The organism is Butyricicoccus sp. AM32-19, from assembly GCF_003480365.1.
In the GTDB taxonomy this organism is placed as follows: Bacteria; Bacillota; Clostridia; order Oscillospirales; family Butyricicoccaceae; genus Agathobaculum; species Agathobaculum butyriciproducens.
The window spans coordinates 111729-131354 of the sequence record NZ_QUIX01000003.1 but is presented as its reverse complement, the minus strand read 5'-3'; the positions used below and the strand labels follow the sequence as shown (position 1 = coordinate 131354).

Below are 19626 nucleotides of genomic sequence, written 5' to 3'. Positions count from 1 at the left end.
CACCTCACTTTTCCATGTTGTCGAGCGCCTGCGAGATCATCGCAAGCAGTTTTTCGCGGTCGTCTGCCGGGATGTGCTCGAGAAGACGGTCACCGAAGTTCGTGCAGTTGCGCTGCATGGTTTCGTAAAGCTCCTCGCCCTCGGCGGTGAGCGCAATCAGCTTGTACCGCGCATCGCGCGGCGAAGGCGTCACGCAGAGCAGACCCTTGTCCGCCATGCGCTGCACGAGTGCGCGCGCAGCTTGGTGGGTCACGCCGAGGCTGCACCGTAGGTCGGAGGCGGAGCTGCCGCTGTGCGCATGAAAGAACAGGAGCGTGTCCGCCTGCTCGGCGGTAAGTCCCATGCTTTTCAGATCCTTGTTGCGGCGCAGTACGATGCGATGCGATAATTGCTGTATTTTTCGTGTGAGAATATACGAAATATCCATGTAATTTCACCTTGTTAAATATAATATACAATACATTGTATATTAGCGCGGATTGGTTCGTATGTCAAGAGCACCAACGCGGAAAACGAAAAAATTCGTGGAAATAGCGCAAACTGTGCTCGCAAATCGCTCTTACCCAGGTATGCGGTATTGCCTTGAGTGTTCAACTTCAGTTTACAATCAACCGAAATTTTTCTTTTCTCAAGTCCTGTTTGGAACTTGACTTTTTATTTGCAGGCTTTGCTCAAAAAAATCGAAACCGCTTTCGTAGAAACGGGAAAGCGGTGACTGTGCATTTAGCATAGCACAGGATACAGAAAAAGACAACCGCGAAACGTATTGACGGGGCGCGACAGAAGATGGTATGATAGAGCCACAACGGAAAGGGGAGAGCAGAGATGGCGGAAATCATTGCATTCGGCGCGTCGCCCGACCTCGACGTGATGGACCGGCAGGCGCTCACGGCGTATCTTGCAGAGATACGCCGCCGCATTGCCGCGCTCGACGAGCGCGAGCCGGAGAACATGAGCTCCGAAGCCTACGACGAGTGGAGCGAGGAGCACGAGCAGCTTGAGGACCTCGCGGACGATATTCTCGACCGGATAGAAGAATAAAGCGAAACCGGAGAGCAGGGAAAAATCCCCCGGCTCTCCGGTTTTTCTGTGCAAGCTTATTTCGCGCCCCGCGCGACGATGCGCGTTCTGTGTTCACGGACAGGTTTCGCCTCGTGGGTATGCACCAGACGGCCCTCCGACCAGACGGCTGTGATATTTGCGGCGTTCATGGTGTAGAGGGCGCGCTCAAGCCGCTCGGGCAGGCTGAGCGCCCACGGGGTCTCGGTGAAGCTGCGGTCATCCACCACGACAGCGTGCAGGCGGTCGCCGGGGGTGAAGCCGCTGCCTGCGCCGAAATAGCGGTGGCCGGAGGTCGTGCCGAGGTAGTACGCCTCGGGCACGGTCAGAAACGCCGGGTGTGCCGGGTCGGTGAAGCTGCGAACCTTGGACGCCTGAATGCTCATCGTGACCATGCGGCTGCCGGCGAGGGACGAGCCTGCGGCAATATCCGTGCCGAGGGTGACGTGAATGCCTTCGTTCAGCATTTCGCGCACAGGCGCGATGCCGCTGCACAGGTTGATGTTGGAGTCCGGGCAGTGTGCCACAACGACGCCTGCCTCGCGGATGGCGGTTCGCTCGCGCTCGTCCGAGTGGATGCAGTGCGCCATGACCGTGTGGCTTTTCCACAGGCCGAACTTGTCGTAGCTCTCCCAATACTGCGCGCAGTCAGGGTGGAGCGAGCGCACCCATGCGATTTCGTCGAGGTTTTCCGACAGGTGCGACTGGACGCAGAGGTTCTGCTCGGTGGCAATTTTGCCGAGCGCGGTCATCAACTCGTCTGTGCAGGCTGGGGTAAAGCGCGGCGTGATGATCGGGCGGACAAAGCGGAAGCGGCGGCAGCCCTCAAGCCAGCGGCGCGTTTCGCGGATGGACTCCTCGGTGGTCTCCTCAAGGTTTTCACCGCCGTTGCGGTCCATGTTGACCTTGCCGACAAAGCCGGTCACACCGGCGTTTTCGAGCTCCTCCATCAGAACGAGCGTCGCGTCCGTGTGGAGCGAGGAAAACATGCACACGCGCGTTGTGCCGTTTGCGATGAGGTCGTGCGCCAGACGGCGGTAGATGCGGCGGGCGTAGTCGAGGTCTGCGAACTTCGCCTCGACCGGGAACGTGTAGGTTTTGAGCCAGTCGAGCAGCGGCAGGTCCATGCCCATGCCGACGTTCGGAAACTGGGGCGCGTGCAGGTGCATATCGGCAAACGACTGCATGATGAGCAGACCTGAGCAGTCGTAGACGCGGCCGTCAAAGTCCTGCGGCGCCGCGTGCAGCACCTCGCGGATTGTGCCGTCGTCCTCCAGCAGAAGTGCGCCGTTTTCGATCGTTTCGAGCTTTTCAAGCATGGGCGCGTGAATAATGTTGCCTTTGAGCAGTTTCATTGTGATCGACCTTTCTGTACGATGTTCTGTAAAAATGGACATGAAAAAAGTGCCCGAAAGATGGACCTGTTCCATCATCGGACACTCATAGTAAGATCTTTCGGCGATCTCGTAGAAACTCCCGCGCCATATCAAGCGAGATTATATGAGCTCTTTTTCCGAGCGGTATTATAGCAGAGGAAAGCCGCCGCTGTCAAGAGAAGAATTCTGTAAGACATGGTCAAATGCTATCCTTGGGGTTGAGCCGATGAGAAAAGTGAATGAAAAAGGCTGCGGAAATGTATTGCATCAGGGCAAATACACTATATATTAAGGCAATACAGATTGTCGGAAAAACGAAGTTTTTCGACGGTCTCGGCTGGATGTTTGTCAATACAATGTGGGAAATTGTTCGGAGATACCAGTTGAGAAAGACAGCGAAAATATAAAAACCGCGCGTTGTAAAATGCGCAACTTCATTTTACAACGCGCAAAAAGTTTCCGATAGGTTATTGTGTTTACAAGCCTGTCGGAAGCTTTTTGTTTTTTGAATAATTGCAAGTTTCTATCAATCCAGGGAAAATATTGCTTTCTTTGGATCGGACAGGAAAAGACACAAAATCAACATAGAATTGACATCGAAAAAAAAGCGTGATATACTTCTTTGCGTGGTTAGCATGCGCTAACCACGCAACTGTCCCTGGAGAGGGACAAATTTTCGGATTGGAAGTTAGCTTTGGCTAATTAAGGATCGAAGGAGGAAGAATATGAACAAGAAAAACACTCTTGCGCTGGTGTTGGCCGGTACGATGCTTCTGCCAGCGAACGCTTTTGCAGCAAATCGTTCTGATTTCAGCGATTTGCCGAATGACTGGTCAACAGAACCGTTGATTCGTGCAATCGACAACGGTCTGCTCAGCGGTTCAAACGGCAAAATCAATGGCAAGGGATTGCTTACCCGCGCGCAGCTTGCTGCCATCGTCAATCGTGCCTTTGGCGCAGTGAAGAGTGCTTCCTTGACGAATTTTAATGATGTACTGCCGAGTGAGTGGTACTATAACGATATAGCAAAGTCTGTGCAGATGGGGATTCTGCAGGGTTCTAACGGTATGATGAATCCTAACGATCCTGTTACACGCGAGGAGGCGTTTACTGTACTGGCGCGCGCCTTTGCGTTGACAGACGATTCCTCTGCGGCACTTGAACAATTTACAGATAACGGCAGTGTATCTCCTTGGGCGGCAGACAGCATTGCGGCGCTGGTAGAAGGCGGCTATGTGAACGGCGCAAACGGCCGTCTGACCCCCAAAGCCAACATCACCCGCGCGGAGTTTGCCAAGCTGATCACCGGCATGACCGATACCTTTATCGGAGAAGAGGGTGCATCGAATCGCACGGTAGAGGGCAACTTAATCGTCCGTGCTAGCGGCGCGCTGCTTTCCGGCGTGACGGTCAATGGCGATCTCGTCATTGCGGATGGTGCGGACGGCGTTATGCTGAGCAATGTTACCGTCACCGGCCGCATTGTTATTCGCGGCGGCGCGGGCGGTGTTACTGCATCTGGCACAACGGCTGCAAAGGGAACGATCGTTTCTAATCCATCGGATACGGTGCTGATTCATGCGGTAGATGGCAAGCTCGGCGCAGTTACCGCCTATACCGATCTGACGGTGGACGGCAAGCTGGACAGCGTGACCGCCGCAAGCAAGGTGGCCGTTTCTGTGCAGAAGAATGCCGCTGTCGGCACAATCTATGCCAATGCTGCAGGTGTCAAGGTATCCGGCGAGGGCAAGGTGACCGAAGTCAAAGCGAATGCGAACGACATTTCAGTGACCAACAAGGGAGCAAAGGTGACGGCAGCCAGCGGCGTTTCTGGCGTAAAGGCCGGTGATAAGGTTGTATCCGCAGGCAAGACCGAAACGGTCGGAACGGCTTCGTCCGGCACCGCTGGCGGCGGTGGCGGATCGTCCTCCGGTGGCGGTTCTTCCTCTGGAGGCAGTTCGTCTGCGCAGACCGAATACACTATCACTTTTGATGCCAACGGCGGTGAAAACGCTCCGGCAGCGCTAAAAACGACAAAAGGCGTTCTTTCTGCTTTGCCGACGGCGCAGCCGACGCGCGCGGGTTATCTGTTCGCAGGCTGGACGACCGAAAAGAACAACACCGGTACAAAGGTAACAACCGATACGAAATTCACCGCGAACACCACAGTGTATGCCCTGTGGACTGAAATGAAGCAGGCGGCGACGCCGGTCATCGCGTTTACGGACGGCGAGGGCGCGTCCAAGACCGGTTCTGCGTTTCTGACGACCGACCGCTTTGCGCTGAGCTGTGCGACTGAGGACGCCGTCATTCATTACACCACGGACGGCACCGAGCCGACCGCCGAAAGCGCGGTTTATGCCTCTCCGGTGACGCTGACCACCGAAATGACCCGCATCCGCGCCATTGCGGTCAAGGCGGAGCACAAAAACAGCGCGGAAGCGGATTCCGGCAAAATTACTGTGACGGTGCCGGTGAGCGAGTACGCAATTTCCTTCTCCGCCGGTGAGGGCAGCGGCAGCATGGATCCTGCAGCAGTAAAGGAAAACACAGAATATGAGCTTCCCACCTGCGCATTTTCTGCACCGAAGGGTACAACAGACGGCGAAGAAATATCCAACCATGTATTCCAGGCATGGAGCGTAAAGACCGGCGACGGCGAAGCGCAGGAAAAGCAACCGGGCGATACTATCACCATCACTGCCGATACGACCGTAACGGCCTTGTGGCGGGAAGCCGAAAACGGCGAAATCACCGTTACCGGCTATGAGCCGATCTCGACACTGGAATGCGATTACAGTTCATCTTACCTCTCATCCTATTATTATAACTTACCGACTAAGGTAACCGTCAAGCTGTCCAACGGCAATACGGTTGAGGGCGTTCTGGGTTCTTCATGGAGTGTGAAGGAAGGCAAGATGGGCGCGGGCAATACCGTTACTGTGCGCAATACATTGGACTATTTGAGCGGAGGCAACAAGTACAACAACTGCATTAACCGTTCGCCGCTTGTTGATGGCTACGAAGTCACCATGCAGATCAAGTTCACCGCGCCGGAGAACATGCTCTCCATCGACTGGGATACGGACAAAACCTACAACTGGAATGAAGATGTTACCGTTACGGTTAATAACTTCAAGGGCAGTGCTTCGGATATTAATCTGACAAAGGGGTATGGTTCGGACATGGTGACATTGACCGTCGGCAACGGCCTGACCTATGACGCCGAAGCCAAAACCATCACCATCAACAGCGAAAAGCTGCTGAACGGCACGATTCCGAGCTACGGTCTTTCCGCAAAGCTGTCTCTGGGCAGCAGCCAATTCAACATGAGCATTAACTACAAGACCGACCGCAGCGCAAAGTTTGAGGGCATCGCCTATGGCAGCACGGAATACTCGAGTATCTCCCGTAAGAAGCCGTTTACGACCAATGTGACCTTCGTAAATGTGCCGGCGGAGGATGCGCAGGCAGCCACTTTCGCCTTCGGCAGCGGGGATACCGCGGAGGGCATCACGCTGACGGCGACCGATACGGAAAATGTATACAAGCTGACCGTACCGTTTGACGCGGTGAAGGAGCATCTCTCCAACAGCTATTACGGCGGCGACTATGCAACGCTTGTCATGCGTGTACGAGGTCTGTCCAGCGTCAGCATCCGCCTGTCCTACATGGGCGCGCCTGCGCTGAAATCCAATCAGTCCAGCTACTACGCTTCGGAGAATCCGATGCTGACGCTCAGCAATTTCAGCTTTGATAAGGAGAGCATGAGCACGATTGAGGTAGCGCGCAAGGCCGGCGAAGATAAAACGACGCTCAAGGTCGGTGAGGACTATACTGTGGATACCGAAAACAAGACGATCACGCTGGTAAGCGAAAAGCTCCTCGGTGCGTCCAGCCTTGCGGAAGCAAAAACGGTAACGATTGTGGTTTCTGCCGCAGCAGATGACGAATCTGCGGAGGTCACGCTGTCCTACAAGAAGGATCGTTCGCTGACGGTGGGTAATGTGTCTGACCTGTCTCCGTATGCGGCGGCGCGGGCGCAGCTTAGCGGCTCGGAAGAGGGCTACACCGGTCTGGAAGTGTACTACGGCGAAAACAAGATCGAAAACGCGAAGGTGGTTTCTACCGGCTCGTATGGCGCGTACACCTATTGGGTGGAGATCCCCTACGCGTCCATTAAGGACTATCTGGAAAGCAATACCGTAACGCTGACGGCGAAGGTCGTCGGCGTTACGAATCCGACGACCTTTACCGTCACCTACGGCGCGGTGAACGAAAACGGCCATGACCTGCCGATTCAGACCGATAAGATCGGAGATAATTACGGCAATGCGGTAACGGATATGCAGGACGGTCTGCCCAAAGCATTCTACACCAGCACGATCAGCCTGTTCGTTGCGGATGGTTCTGATCTTACCGCGGACGATTGGAAGAACATGAGTGCGACCATCGCCAAAAAGAGTGAGCCGGATAATAAGGTGATCCTCGGTGTGGATTCCACCACCACAAATTGGAGCACCGGCGGCGTAAAGGCAGTCGTTCTGGAAAGCCTGTACAAGCATCAGAACGAAATGCTAGAGCTGTTTAATTTTAACGATTCGTCCTTCACGAATGAAAAAACAGACTGGCCGGTATTCACTATCACGCTGTACAAGGCGGGCTACAAAACGGCCTCTGTTGATGTGGTGCTGTACAAGTACATTTATTGATCTCATTATGGACTGACAGGAGAAAGCACATATGCAACCAATGAAAACCATACTGCGGCGAGGGCTTTCGCTGCTGCTGGCGGCGGCGGTGCTGCTGCCCGGCGCAATGCCGGCATACGCCTTTGCGGCGGATACGCAGAGCGCCGCGGTGCAGTCGGTGCTGGCTGGCAAACAAGCGCCGTATGACCTGCTGATCTACTTCAAATCGGCAGAGGGCTCCTCCCTCACCCTCAAGCAGAAGGCGGACGCGGCGCAGGCGCAGGCCCGCGCTCTGTTGGAAAATGCGAGCGACGATGTAATCAGCTGGGAATCGTTCTATATCACCAACGTCATCCATGCGCAGATCAGCTCGAAAGAGCTGGTCTATAAGCTGGCGCAGCTGGATGATGTGGACGAGATCACATGGAACGGCACCGTAGAGCGTGTAGAGCCGGTAGAGGATGCCGAAGAGGAGGAGAGCAGCATCAAGCTGTTCTCAAACACCATCTATCAGCCGGATGAGCGCGATATTGAGTGGGGCGTTTTGCAGGTGCATGCCGATAAGGTGTGGGATGAGTTCGGCGTGGACGGCACCGGCGCGACCGTCGGTATCATCGACGGCGGCGCAAATTACAATGTAAACGCGCTGAAAAACGCGTGGAGCGGCAAGTACAAGGACTTTGTGGACGGCTACGACACCCCGCAGCACACCTCGTCGGACGATCATGGCACGCATGTCGCCGGTACGATCGTCGGCCGCGAGGGCGATAACCTCAACCGCATCGGCGTCGCGCCGGGCGCGAAATTCATCAGCGCCCGCGCCATGAGCGAGGACGGCGGCCGGGAATCCGACCTGATCGCTGCGGCAGAATGGATGCTGGAGCAAAAGCCGGATGTTATCAACAACTCCTGGGGCGGCAGCAACGATGACGACCGCTGGTTCGAGGATGTTGTAGACGCCTGGGTCGATGCCGGCATTATCCCGGTGTTTGCCGCCGGCAATACCTCTGGCGAGGTACCCGGCGCGGGTACGATCTCCAACCCGGCAAACTACGCCAATGTACTGGCTGTTGCCGCGACCGACCGCGACAAGGAGATTGGCAATTTCTCCAACAAGGGACCGTCCGCCTTCCCGGAGGCCGGACAGAAGCCGGAAATTTCTGCGCCGGGCGTACAGGTGCGCTCGGTGGATTCAAACGGCAACTATGTCAGCTGGAACGGCACCTCTATGGCGGCGCCGCATGTGACCGGCGTTGTCGCACTCATCCGCGCCGCGGCGAAAAAGCTGGACTGCGAGGATAAGGTGGATACGCTGGAGGAGGTTCGAGCACTGCTGGAGGAAACGGCCGAGCCGCTGACTGACAGCACCTATACAGAATCGCCCAATATCGCCTACGGCTATGGCCTGGTCAACGCCTATGATGCCGTTGCCAAGCTAGCAGGCCGCGATACTGTTACGCTGGAAGGCGAAGTATTGCAGGATGGTGAGGACACCGACACGCCGACCGCCGCATTTGATATGCAGGATGAATACTATTTGGGGCGCGATATTCAGGTGACGGCACGTCTTGCCGATGCGGTATCCATCCGCAGCGCAGAGCTGACCTATACCGTGCCGGGCGCCGAGGCCCAAACGGTGAAAATGAGCCTCGCCTCCGGCGAGCAGAACAACGGCGTATACACCTACACCATCCCTAGCAAGGAGTTGGCAAAGGGCAAACTTTCGCTTGCGGTCAAGACGGTGGACTACGGCATGCACGAAACGACCATTGATAAAACGGTCAGCGTGCTGCCGGGTATGACCCTGCCGTGGACGCAGAATTTTGAAAATGCGGATAACGGTCTGCCCGGCTTCCTCATGGACGGTAGCTGGGGCATCTCCAAGCGCACGAACAAGGGCGAGCCCGAGCTGCCCGGCGACGGCAACACGACCTATATCGGCATCAACCCCGGCAAGGCCTGGTTTGAGCGCCGGGTGGACAGCAATCTGTATCTGCCGCCGATCGACCTCAGTACGGTAAAGGCAGACGAGCATCCGTCGCTGAGCATGGATATGTACACCGGCTTTACCGGCCTGTGTCTGGCGAAAATTCAGGTATCCACCACCGGCGGAGGTGAGGATAGCTGGAAGGATCTTTACGATGTGATTCTCCGCCCGGATATTACCGAGCGGGAATGGACGCACTGCACCTTCTCTCTGGAAAAGTACGCAGGCGCGGAGGCTCCCATCCAGATCCGTGTGTACTTCTTTGGCCACGATTCCGACCCGGACGAGGGCGTCGGCTGGTATCTGGATAACCTTTCGGTCGTGAAGAATGAAACCGTCGCACCGGGACAGGTGCAGGCGCTCGCTGCCAGCGTCAGCGGCAAGGGACTTGCCCTGCACTTTGACGCCAACGAAGAGACCGATATGGCAAAGTATGTTCTGGAGCGCAAGACCGCGGGCGGTGATTTTGAAACGCTGGCCGAGATCGAGCAGGATTACGATGCCTTTCAGTTTATCAACAAGGGCGAGGAGGATAAGCGTCCCCTGTCGCACTATCATGTCAACTACACCGACGCGACCGCGCAAAACGGCGAGACCTATACCTATCGCGTCAAGGCAGTGGACTTTACAGGCAACGAAGGCGAGTATTCGGACGAGCTGACGCTGACCTACAAGGTGCCGGAGCATCTTACAAAGTACGATTTTGAATCGGATAACGGCGGTTTTACCGCCTCTGCTATCACCGGCACAGTGAATGACTGGATTCATGGTACGCCCACTCTACCGGAGGATCTTGCGGATCGTGAACTGCTTGAACGCGATGCATGGGAAGGGCTTTCTAAAAACCTTACTTCTCAATGGGGTGTTACACTGAACAAGCGGCCTTCGAACTGTCAGGATGCCGGTTTGATGCTGCCTGAAACGCAAGTGCAGTCTGGCGATTACCTCTATTTTGATTCGTACTGCGGCTCTAAATCTGCCTCGGACGCTGTAAGCTATACGGTGGAGATCAAACCGGCGGACAGTGACTACTGGCAGCCGCTCGTATCCCGCGAAACGGTGATGGATGATAAGCAGACTTTTACCTGGCATCAGATCGGCGTTTCGCTGGAAGATTACGCCGGCAAAACGGTGAATATTCGTTTCCGCGCCGCAGTAGGAAAAACAGTATACCTTTCTAGTTACAACCTTGGCTGGCATATCGACAATGTTATGATCGGCAGCGAGCAGCAGGAGTATCATTCTGCATCGGAAAGCAGTCAGCTGTCCAGCACAATCAAGGGTAAGGCGCGTCAGGCGCTTGGCTACGGTCTGACAAACGGCTTGACCGGCTATCACGATCAGTCTGGTATCGGCATGGCTGTGGTGACAAGCGGCACCAGTGATGGTACGTCCGGCATTCCATTCCGCGCAAAAGTGACGGTGGAGGGTTCGGAGCGCACCGCGCAGTCCAGCGAGATCGACGGCGGCTATTCTATCACGCAGGCGGCCTCCGGGGACAACAAGTATACGCTGCGCTTTGAGGCCTATGGCTATCAGACGCAGACGCAGGCCGTTTCCGGCAAGGGCAAGATCACGGTTCCGACCGTTTACATGCACCCGGCTGAAAAGGCTGCTGTTTCCGGCAAGGTAACGGACGCAGACGGAAACGCTCTGGATGGAGCACTGGTTCGTCTGGTCGATGACGAAAATGTGCCGATGCTGACGACGGACGCTTCCGGTGCCTATACCGCGGAGGTATACGCCGGCACCTATACCGCCCGCTTCTATAAAAACGGCTATATGGCAGTAGAAAAGCAGATCACGATCGGCGCGGGCAGCAACACCATGGAAACCGTAGCACTCACGCCCATTTCCGGCGTGGAGAGCGAAAAGACCGACTACGGCATCAACGCTTCTGCGGATACCGCGCAGACCATTCAGTTCACCAGCGGCCCGAAGGGCGCAGCGGTACGTTTCCAGACGCCGCACAAGGGCGGCATGCTGCAAAGCGCGGATATTTTCTTCGTGCAGAACCAGTATTACAGCGGTGAGCATGTGCAGGTCGGCGTGCTGACCTATAACGATACCGGCCGACTGATCGAGCTGGCGCCGTTCCACGATTATCAGGTGGAAACGCCCAATGCGTGGAACACCGTCGATCTTTCCGAGTACACGGTAAAGACCGACAAGCCGATCTATGTGGCCGTCACCTACGCGAAAGATAAGACCGATTTTGCTGACTGCATGGGCGTTCTTTATGACACCGGAGCAGTGGAAAAGGCGGTAGAGCGCTCTTTCGTTTACGATGGCGCCTTTACAGCCACTTCGACGATCTCTCCTGCCGGCGGCTATGCTATCCGAGCAAACTGGCTGTATCCGACCGATGCGGAACGCAATCCGGAAACAGATGATCCCAACGGTAGCGGCAGCGGTGAGCAGCCGCCTGTGATTGATGACGAAAATGCTTTTATCTTTGACCCGGAAACGCAGACCATCACCGGCTATCAGGGCAGCAAGGCAGAGGTTGTCATTCCGGCAGCGATTGGCGGCGTAGCCGTCAAGCATATCGGCAAGGCTGCATTTGACGGCACCGGCAAGGACAGCGCGCGCAAACTGACGAGCGTTGTTATTCCGGAGGGCGTGGAGACGATTGACGAGGAGGCCTTCAAGGTCAACGCGCTGCGCAACATAACGTTCCCCTCCACACTCACGACCATCGGCAAGGGCGCATTCAAGTATCAGTACAGCGATTCGGATAAGGGCTTGACGCTGACCATTCCGGAAAGCGTACACGAGATTGCTGAGGAAGCCTTCCAGGCAGTGGGCAGTCCGCTGCGCATCACCATGCCGGGCGTGACCAAGATCGGCAAAAATGCCTTTGATAGCATTCGCGATGTGCAGGTTTATGCGGATAAGTTGACCGAAATTGCCGATGAGGCGTTCGGTGTCCGCAGTTCGTATGATTTTCCGTATGCACAGGTGTTCACCGCGGAGAATACCAAGCTGCAATCGGTCGATCAGCAGTATTTGATCAATCCAGCGACGGTAACATTGACCGAGGTCAATATCCGCGATTCCGAGGATATTCTGGGACGAAATACGCTGTACGCGCCGAATCAAACCCGCATGACGCGCAATCTTCCGGCGTCGGCGTTCTATCAGATCGGCAAGACGGTGACCATTACGCCGCCGGATATTCGAATTGAAGGCGTTTCCTATATCAGCACCGATGCATCGGTAAAGCTCAAGCTGGCACGCAGCAATGCGCTGACCTTCCTGTATGATACGGTGGCACCGCATTTGTGTACCCCTGTGTTGGATACAGATGAAACACTGCGCGGCTTCTCGCTGCCGAATGCAGCCGTTGAGGCAACTGTAAACGGCAAAACCTATACAGCAACGGCTAATGCGGATGGCTATTTCGATCTGCCGATTGACCGGCAGACAGAAAATGCCGTTATCACTCTGAAAATCAACGGCAAGGCAGCTGGTTCACAGACGGTTGTAAAAAATCCGGGCAAGGACTATATTATTGAGGGCACGACCATTCTTCGTTATCTGGGAGAAGGCGGTGCGCTGACACTTCCAGCATCGGGCAGTGAAGGTGCTATCACGGAAATTGCACCGTTTGCTTTTGCGGATGCAAAACTGACCAGTGTAATCCTGCCGGACAGCGTGGAAACTGTCGGCATCGGCGCGTTTATGAACACCGGGCTGCAGTCCTTTGGATGGAACCTGAAGAACATTAACAGCGCCAAGCTGCGTAGTATTGATGAATATGCTTTCCGCGGCAATGCTATCGAAAAGGTAGAACTGCCGGAGCTGACACATCGTGTACGTACCGGCGCATTTGAGAACAACCAAATCACCGAGCTGCAGCTCGGTAAGTACACTGCTCATGTCGGCACCCGAGCTTTCAAAAACAACAAGATCGGTCGCGTTGTTCTGGCGGATACCGCGGAAGAGATCGGCGAAGAAGCATTTATGAACAACCAGATTGTTGAGCTTGTGGTCAAGGATCGTCTGCCAGGCTATGAGGATGGCTTGGAGAAAATTCCTGCAAATGCATTTGCAGGTAATCAAATGCACGAGGTATCTCTGCCGAAAACAGTAACAGCGGTCGATGAGACTGCATTTACCAACAATACGGATGGACGGTTTATCATTGCAACCGATGCGCCGGAAATCGTGCCGACTTCAGGTTATGACGTTCGGCGCAGCGATGGTACACTCCTCAAATGGAAGGATTTCGGAAATAGTGGCGGATCTTCCGGTGGCGGTGGTTCTTCCTCTGGCGGCAGCCCAACACCTGTGAAGCCTGCTGATCCGAACAATGGCAGTAATACCGGCGGTACAACAACTGAAAAATTCAGCGATGTGACTGCAAATGATTGGTTTGCATCTGCCATTTCTTATGTGTCCGGCAAGAAGCTGATGAGCGGCACAGGTAGTGGAAAGTTCTCTCCGAATGCATCCACGACCCGCGGTATGCTGATGACGATCCTTGCTCGCTACGCTGGCGAGGACACCACCGGCGGTTCGACCTGGTACGAGAAGGGCATGAACTGGGCCAAGACCAACGGTGTTTCCGACGGCACGAATCCGAACGTCAATATTACCCGTGAGCAGTTGGTTACCATGCTGTACCGCTACGCTGGCTCTCCGGCAGCTTCCGGTTCGCTGAGCGAGTTCTCTGATGCTGCAAGTGTCAGCACTTACGCGGTGAACGCAATGCAGTGGGCAGTTGCCAACGGCATTGTAAACGGCTCGAACGGCAAACTCAACCCGAAGAGCAATGCAACCCGCGCAGAGGTTGCTGCAATTCTCATGCGCTTCTGCGAGATGGGCAAGTAAGTCGATTAAAACACTGTAGCGAATCGATAGAATCACTCAAGATAATGATCCCCTAATGTAGGCTGAAAGAAGAACTGCATTAGGGGATTGCGACCTTCAATCCGCTCGGCTTCCCAGAGCGCGCCATCTCGGACGGTACCCGCACCCGCGAGATCATCGAGAAAAAACTTGTCGGCGTGCCTGATATTACCGAGCCCATGCCTGAAGGCTTTGGTATGTACGCAAGATAATTACTTCATATCAAGTGGAAAGAGTCGGACAGTTTGCGAAGTAGTCAATAGTTAGTAATGCGCAGTATGTGATGAAGCGCTGTATCGGCGAGATGCAGGATATGCTTATGCATGCGGTCACACTGATTGCGGATATGCTCGGCTTCAGCAGTATCTGTCACTTTAATGCAATGTTCAAGAAATACACCGGCACGCCGCCCGGGAAATTCCGTCAATCCTTCTGGCACAGCATGACGCATACGAAGCATGATGAAAAGCTGTAGAAATCCCTGTGTTCCAAGCATATAGCTCGGCAGCGGTCTCACACGCACAAAAAACCAGCGCCTCACAGAATCGGTGAGGCGCTGGTCTGCATAGAGGGAAAGATATAGGAGAGATTGCAGGTTAAGCGTTGTTCGACTTGCTCTTGGACTCGCGTTCGAGCAGTTCCTTGATGATTTGCGGGTATTCCTTATCCAGCTTATAGAACAGCAGGATGAAGATCATGACTGCGCCGAGGATGGCAATGCCGTAAATGTACAGGTTGGAGATAGTTGCTGCTGCCTTGGAGCCTGCCTCAACTGCCGCGCCGGTGTAGCCGGAAGCGGACATGATGAAGCCGATCAGCGCAGAGCCAATGCCCTGTCCGAACTTCTGACCGGAAGTAACGGCAGACTGAATCGCGCCGGCGGTACGCAGGCCGGTGTACCACTGGCCGTACTCGATGGCATCCGCAATCATGGTGAAGATCAGGCCGAGAATCGGTGTCATGCCGATACCGCGGAGCAGACCGCCGACCGTTACCATCGTGACGCTCAGCGGAGCAATCTTCACTACCAGAGAGCCGGCGATGATAAAGAGTGCACCGATAATGCACCAGTTGCGCTTGGTGGTCAGGTGCATGACCTTGCCAAGCAGCAACGTTGCAAAAATCGAAATACCGTAGCAAGCCGCGTTTACGTTGCCGATGATATTGGAATCCTGAATGATCTGCTTGCAGTAGTACGATGCCATCGTGCCGGAGAAGGTCTGGTACATGGCAAAGAATACGAAGAACAGGAACAGCATGATGAAGTATTTGTTCTTGAACAGCGCCGGAATCGCCTTTTTCAGCGGGATCTTCTCCTCGCCGTACTCATCGAGCACCTGCACGCGCTCACGGACGCACGCGAAGCAGAACAGCATCGCAACCGCTGCCAGAGAAGCGTAAATGGCGGTCAGCACAATCCAGTTGCGCTGGGAATCCATGCCGCCCGGCATAGAATTCAGGATACGGGTGAAGAAATAGGTGACCAGAATGTTGCCGATTGGACTCATCGCCATGCGGACAATATTGATCTTGGCGCGCTCGTCCTGATCGCGCGTCATATAGGTCATTGTGGTCGCAAACGGAAGCTGGAACATGGTATAGACCACGGTCAGCATAAGATTATAGGTGATAAACACGTAGATCGCCTGTGCGAACTGTCCCACATGCTGCGGAACGGTCATCAGCAGCACGGCTGCGATCGCATACGGAATGGACATGCGCAGCATCCAGACGCGGGCGCGTCCGTACTTGGAACGGGTGCGGTCCACGATGAAGCCTGCGGAAATATCCGAGATGCCGTTGAAAATCTGCGAAACCGCGATAATCATACCGATAACGGCCGCCGAAACGTGCGCTACATCGGTGTAGAACATCGTCAGCAGGCTGGTTGCGATGGTGAAAACGATATTGGTTGAAATTTCACCCATGCCGAAGGCGAATTTCTCAAATCCGGACACGCGATCTTTTTTGATCAGCTTGCCGTAGCCGTTCAGATTCATACTCTTTACCTCGTTTCTTTCTCTTTTTCTTTTTTTTGCTGCTTTTTTACTGGCTGATGGTCTGACGCAGCGCGTCGATCGAGGTGTTGACACCTGCATCAACGGTCATGGTCAGGTCCTCCATCTCGAGGGAAACGTCTCCGTCGTAGCCCATCATGTGGCAAACGGAGAAGAATTCCTTCCACCACTGCAAATCCTTGCCGCAGCCGACTGCAACGTAGTTCCAAACGCGGTCAGCGGACTCGGTAACGGGGCGAGGCTCGAGCAGACCGTCGGTGTCAGCCAGACCGCGCTCGATGCGGGCATCCTTGCCGTGAACGTGGAAAATGCAGCCCTTGAGAGCACGAGCAGCCGCGATCGGGTCCGCACCCAGAACCATCATGTGGGACGGGTCAAGGTTGATGCCAAGCATCGGGTCGGTAGCCTCACGCAGCTTGAGCAGGGTAGAAGCCGACCATACCATTGTACCCGGAAATTCTTCGATTGCAATATGTTCAATGCCGCATTTCTTGCAGTGCACAATAAACTCGTTCCAGAACTCAATAGTCACCTTCCACTGGTACTCGTAAGCCGGAGCCATGAAATCCGGCCAAGAAACGGTAGAGGTGATCCAGTTCGGGGTCGTGTCGGTCTCGCTGCCTGCCGGCAGACCTGCCATCGCTACGATCTTCTTAACGCCTAGCAGACCGGCCAGCGTTGCGCAGTCGTACATGGACTTCTTGTATTCCTCGCCGGTCTTGGACGGCCAAAGCGGGTTGCACGAGGTGTTCAGTGCAGAAATGCGCATGCCGCGCTTCTCGAGTTCGCCCATGAACTCCTTGCGCTTGCCCTCGTCCGCGAGCAGCTCGGCGGTGTTGCAGTGCTTGCGCGCACCCCAGCCGCCGGCGGTCATCTCGACCGCGTCGATACCGAGGGACTTTACCTTGTCAAGCATGTCCGTGTAGGACAGATCAGCGAATACGTCAGTGCAAATTGCGAGTTTCATCTATAAAACCTCCGTTGTTTTGAATGATTGAGGCAGGTGCTGGGTATCAGGCGCCTGCCTCGGAGAAGAAATGAGGGATATTGGAGAGATTCAGCGTTACTTCTTATAGAAATCCGGCATTTCGTCGTACTCGACCGGAACGATGGTCTGCGTCTCGCGTGCCTTGGAAGCGGCAGCCGCTGCAACCTGACAGCAGTAGCCATCCCAAGCGGTCGGGCCGTCAACATAGCCTGCCTTGGAAGCGTTGATCCAGGTCTGAATCTCCGCGTTGTATGCATCTGCAAAGCGCTGGAAGCAGTCGGTGTACATTGCCTGACCGGTGGTTGCGTTCGCGTTGACCGAGATGTAATTCGGCTTGGGCATATTCAGTACCGCGCCGTCACATACGATTTCGCACTTGATGTCGTAGTCGTTCTTGTTGTTTACGAAGGATTCAACGTCGATGCGTACGCCGGACTTGGTGGTCAGAATCATAATCTGCGGATCGTGCAGATCCTTCGGACCGTTGTTGGTGGACTTGCCGTAACGAACCTCAGCGGTTGCGTAGTCCTCGCCAAGCAGCCAGCGCAGAACGTCAATTTCGTGAACCATGGAGTTCTCAACCGCCATGGAGTTGTCCCAGTCAGCCGGAACGGACGGGTTGCGGTGTGCACAGTGCAGCAGGAGCGCTTCGCCGTACTTGCCGCTGTCAACCGCTGCCTTGAGCTGCTTGTAGCCTTCATCATAACGGCGCATGAAGCCAACCTGAACCAGCTTCTTGCCAGCCTTCATCTCAGCCTCTACGATGCGCTTGCAGGCATCAGCCTTGGGAGCCAGCGGCTTTTCGCAGAACACATACTTGCCGGCTGCGATGGAAGCCAGAACGTATTCTTCGTGATACGGATCAGCGGTGGTACACATGACAGCGTCAATCTCAGGATCGTTGATCATGTCGATCGGGTTCTCGAAGCCCTTAATGCCGTACTTCTCTGCAACCGACAGACCGAATGCGCCTACCGGATCCGCGCAGGCTACAACCTTGCCGCCCTGCAGGGTGTTGTTGATGCGTTCAATGTGGGTGCGGCCGATACCGCCGGTGCCTACAAGACCAATTCTCAGTTCGCTCATTTTTATACCTTCCTTTTGTACTTTTCAAGTTACGATACCGGTATCGTAACTTTCTAAAAAATTTCCCGCCAGAGGCGGTTTTCTTGCGTTAGATGAATATAATGTTTCTACGATACCGGAATCGCTGTTTACGATACCGGTATCTCTTGTTTGCAAAATGATTATATCATTGTAAATCTGAATTTGTAAACAGGAATACCGCACATACTTTTTACAAATTTTTTATGCACCCTTCACAAAACAGGGCAGACGAAAAAAGCGGACACTACGAGAAGTGTCCGCTGGGGCTGCCGAAAAATTTACGCATTTTCCGCAATGATGATTTCGTTTTTGGTGTAGACCGTGCTGCATTCGGGCGTGCGGTCATAGATGATATATTCAAATAGGAAGCGCATGGCAAGCCGTCCCTGCTCCTGCAAATCACCGCTGATGGTGCAGGCGATTTTGCCCTGACGGAGCAGTTCTATAATTTCGGGATAGCGCTCAAAACACACGATGGACGGCTGAACTGGCAGCGCTGCATCTCGCACCGCACGGCATACATCAATCACACAGCCGCAGGTGATGAACAGCGCGTTTAGGTTGGCATGGCGCCTGAGCATGGCCTGTGTCTGCGCATACGCGACATCGGGCGATTCCTGCGTATCAATGGTATCTGCGATTGTCAGTTCCGGATAATTGGAAATATAGTCGGCAAATGCCTGTTCACGCAGTTCGACCGAGTGCAGCCTGTTGCGGCTGGTGACAACGCCGACCTTGCCGCTGTCGGTCAGCAGGTGCAGCATACGCGCCGCGACCTGACCGGCCTGCTGCATATCCTGTCCGACAAAGCACAGGCAGGGTGCGTTTCCCAAATCGGAATGAACCACGACCACCGGAATCTGCGCATCGTGCAGGGAATTCAGTTCGGACAGAACGGCTTCGCTTTCCATCGGGCTGACTACTACGCCGGCGACACCGGCCGCACGGAATTCCCTTAAACACTGCGCTTGCTCATCTGCATTAGGGTAGTCGATTTCGCGGTAGTCAATCTCAATATTGAAGCTGTTGAAGTCCTGCCGCACGATTTCAATACCGCGCCGCAGATCGGGTGTTGCATTGACGCGCGGCAGTGCAACGCCGATTGTCATTTTCTTTTTCTGATAATTGAGCGCTTTCGCCAGCGGATTGGATTCGTAGCCGTATTCCTTGAGCAGCGCGCGAATCTGCTGGCGTTTGGCGTCACTGACGCCCGGACGGTTGTGGATCACCTTATCCACGGTTGATTTATGCACACCCGCCATATCCGCAATCTGTTTAAGCGTAATTCCCATAACGATAATTCCTCGATGTGACAAATTTTATGATACGATACCGGTATCCATTTCTATTATCCATGCTTTTTAATGGTTTTGCAAGAGAAATTTGCGCGATAACGTAAACAGAACGTCGCCCGAAGGCTTGTTCAGCCAATCAAGCGGCGTTTCCGCAGTTTGTTTTCACAACAGGGGAAAGAGAGAAGGAACGAGAGCAAAACATTGGAGCGTATCAGCTATTTGAGGAAAGAGAGGTTCTGAGCGGGCGGCGG

At 54.6% G+C, this 19626-nt stretch carries 10 protein-coding genes and 1 riboswitch; of the genes, 4 read left to right on the top strand and 6 right to left on the bottom strand.

The window, feature by feature from the left end:
- Window positions 1-4 precede the first annotated feature (4 nt).
- Window positions 5-427 (bottom strand): MarR family winged helix-turn-helix transcriptional regulator, encoded by a 423-nt coding sequence (locus DW806_RS04350; protein ID WP_118729224.1) that lies wholly within the window; start codon window positions 425-427, stop codon window positions 5-7.
- Between the two features lie 398 nt (window positions 428-825).
- On the opposite strand from DW806_RS04350, the gene DW806_RS04345 reads away from it, so the two are divergent.
- A complete protein-coding gene (locus DW806_RS04345; RefSeq protein ID WP_116705343.1) occupies window positions 826-1041 on the top strand; it encodes a hypothetical protein in 216 nt (71 codons plus the stop codon).
- A gap of 56 nt (window positions 1042-1097) precedes the next feature.
- Here DW806_RS04345 and DW806_RS04340 read toward each other — a convergent pair whose 3' ends face one another.
- Window positions 1098-2414 (bottom strand): amidohydrolase family protein, encoded by a 1317-nt coding sequence (locus DW806_RS04340; RefSeq protein WP_243022628.1) that lies wholly within the window; start codon window positions 2412-2414, stop codon window positions 1098-1100.
- Window positions 2415-2482: 68 nt separating this feature from the next.
- Window positions 2483-2583, bottom strand: a riboswitch (purine riboswitch).
- A gap of 577 nt (window positions 2584-3160) precedes the next feature.
- Here DW806_RS04340 and DW806_RS04335 point away from each other — a divergent pair.
- The 3 genes from DW806_RS04335 to DW806_RS04325 all read left to right on the top strand — a co-directional run bounded on the left by DW806_RS04335 (window position 3161) and on the right by DW806_RS04325 (window position 14442).
- Window positions 3161-7147, top strand: a complete 3987-nt coding sequence (locus DW806_RS04335; protein WP_118729223.1) for an S-layer homology domain-containing protein — start codon at window positions 3161-3163, stop codon at window positions 7145-7147.
- Between the two features lie 31 nt (window positions 7148-7178).
- On the top strand, window positions 7179-13949 hold the full coding sequence (locus DW806_RS04330; protein WP_118729222.1) for a S8 family serine peptidase: 6771 nt from the start codon (window positions 7179-7181) through the stop codon (window positions 13947-13949).
- Between the two features lie 301 nt (window positions 13950-14250).
- Window positions 14251-14442, top strand: coding sequence for a helix-turn-helix domain-containing protein (locus DW806_RS04325; protein WP_118729221.1), 192 nt, complete (start codon window positions 14251-14253; stop codon window positions 14440-14442).
- 121 nt (window positions 14443-14563) lie between these two features.
- Here the strand turns inward: DW806_RS04325 and DW806_RS04320 are convergent, their stop codons facing one another.
- The 4 genes from DW806_RS04320 to DW806_RS04305 form a co-directional block, all read right to left on the bottom strand.
- Window positions 14564-15967, bottom strand: coding sequence for an MFS transporter (locus tag DW806_RS04320; protein ID WP_158578286.1), 1404 nt, complete (start codon window positions 15965-15967; stop codon window positions 14564-14566).
- 46 nt (window positions 15968-16013) lie between these two features.
- On the bottom strand, window positions 16014-16952 hold the full coding sequence (locus tag DW806_RS04315) for a sugar phosphate isomerase/epimerase family protein (protein ID WP_118729219.1): 939 nt from the start codon (window positions 16950-16952) through the stop codon (window positions 16014-16016).
- Between the two features lie 96 nt (window positions 16953-17048).
- The gene (locus tag DW806_RS04310; RefSeq protein ID WP_118729218.1) at window positions 17049-18059 is read right to left on the bottom strand and encodes a Gfo/Idh/MocA family protein; all 1011 of its coding nucleotides are present in this window, start codon (window positions 18057-18059) and stop codon (window positions 17049-17051) included.
- A 299-nt stretch (window positions 18060-18358) separates the two neighbouring features.
- Window positions 18359-19372 carry a LacI family DNA-binding transcriptional regulator gene (locus tag DW806_RS04305; RefSeq protein ID WP_118729217.1) on the bottom strand — a complete coding sequence of 338 codons (1014 nt, stop codon included), beginning with the start codon at window positions 19370-19372 and terminating at the stop codon, window positions 18359-18361.
- Between the last annotated feature and the right edge of the window lie 254 nt (window positions 19373-19626).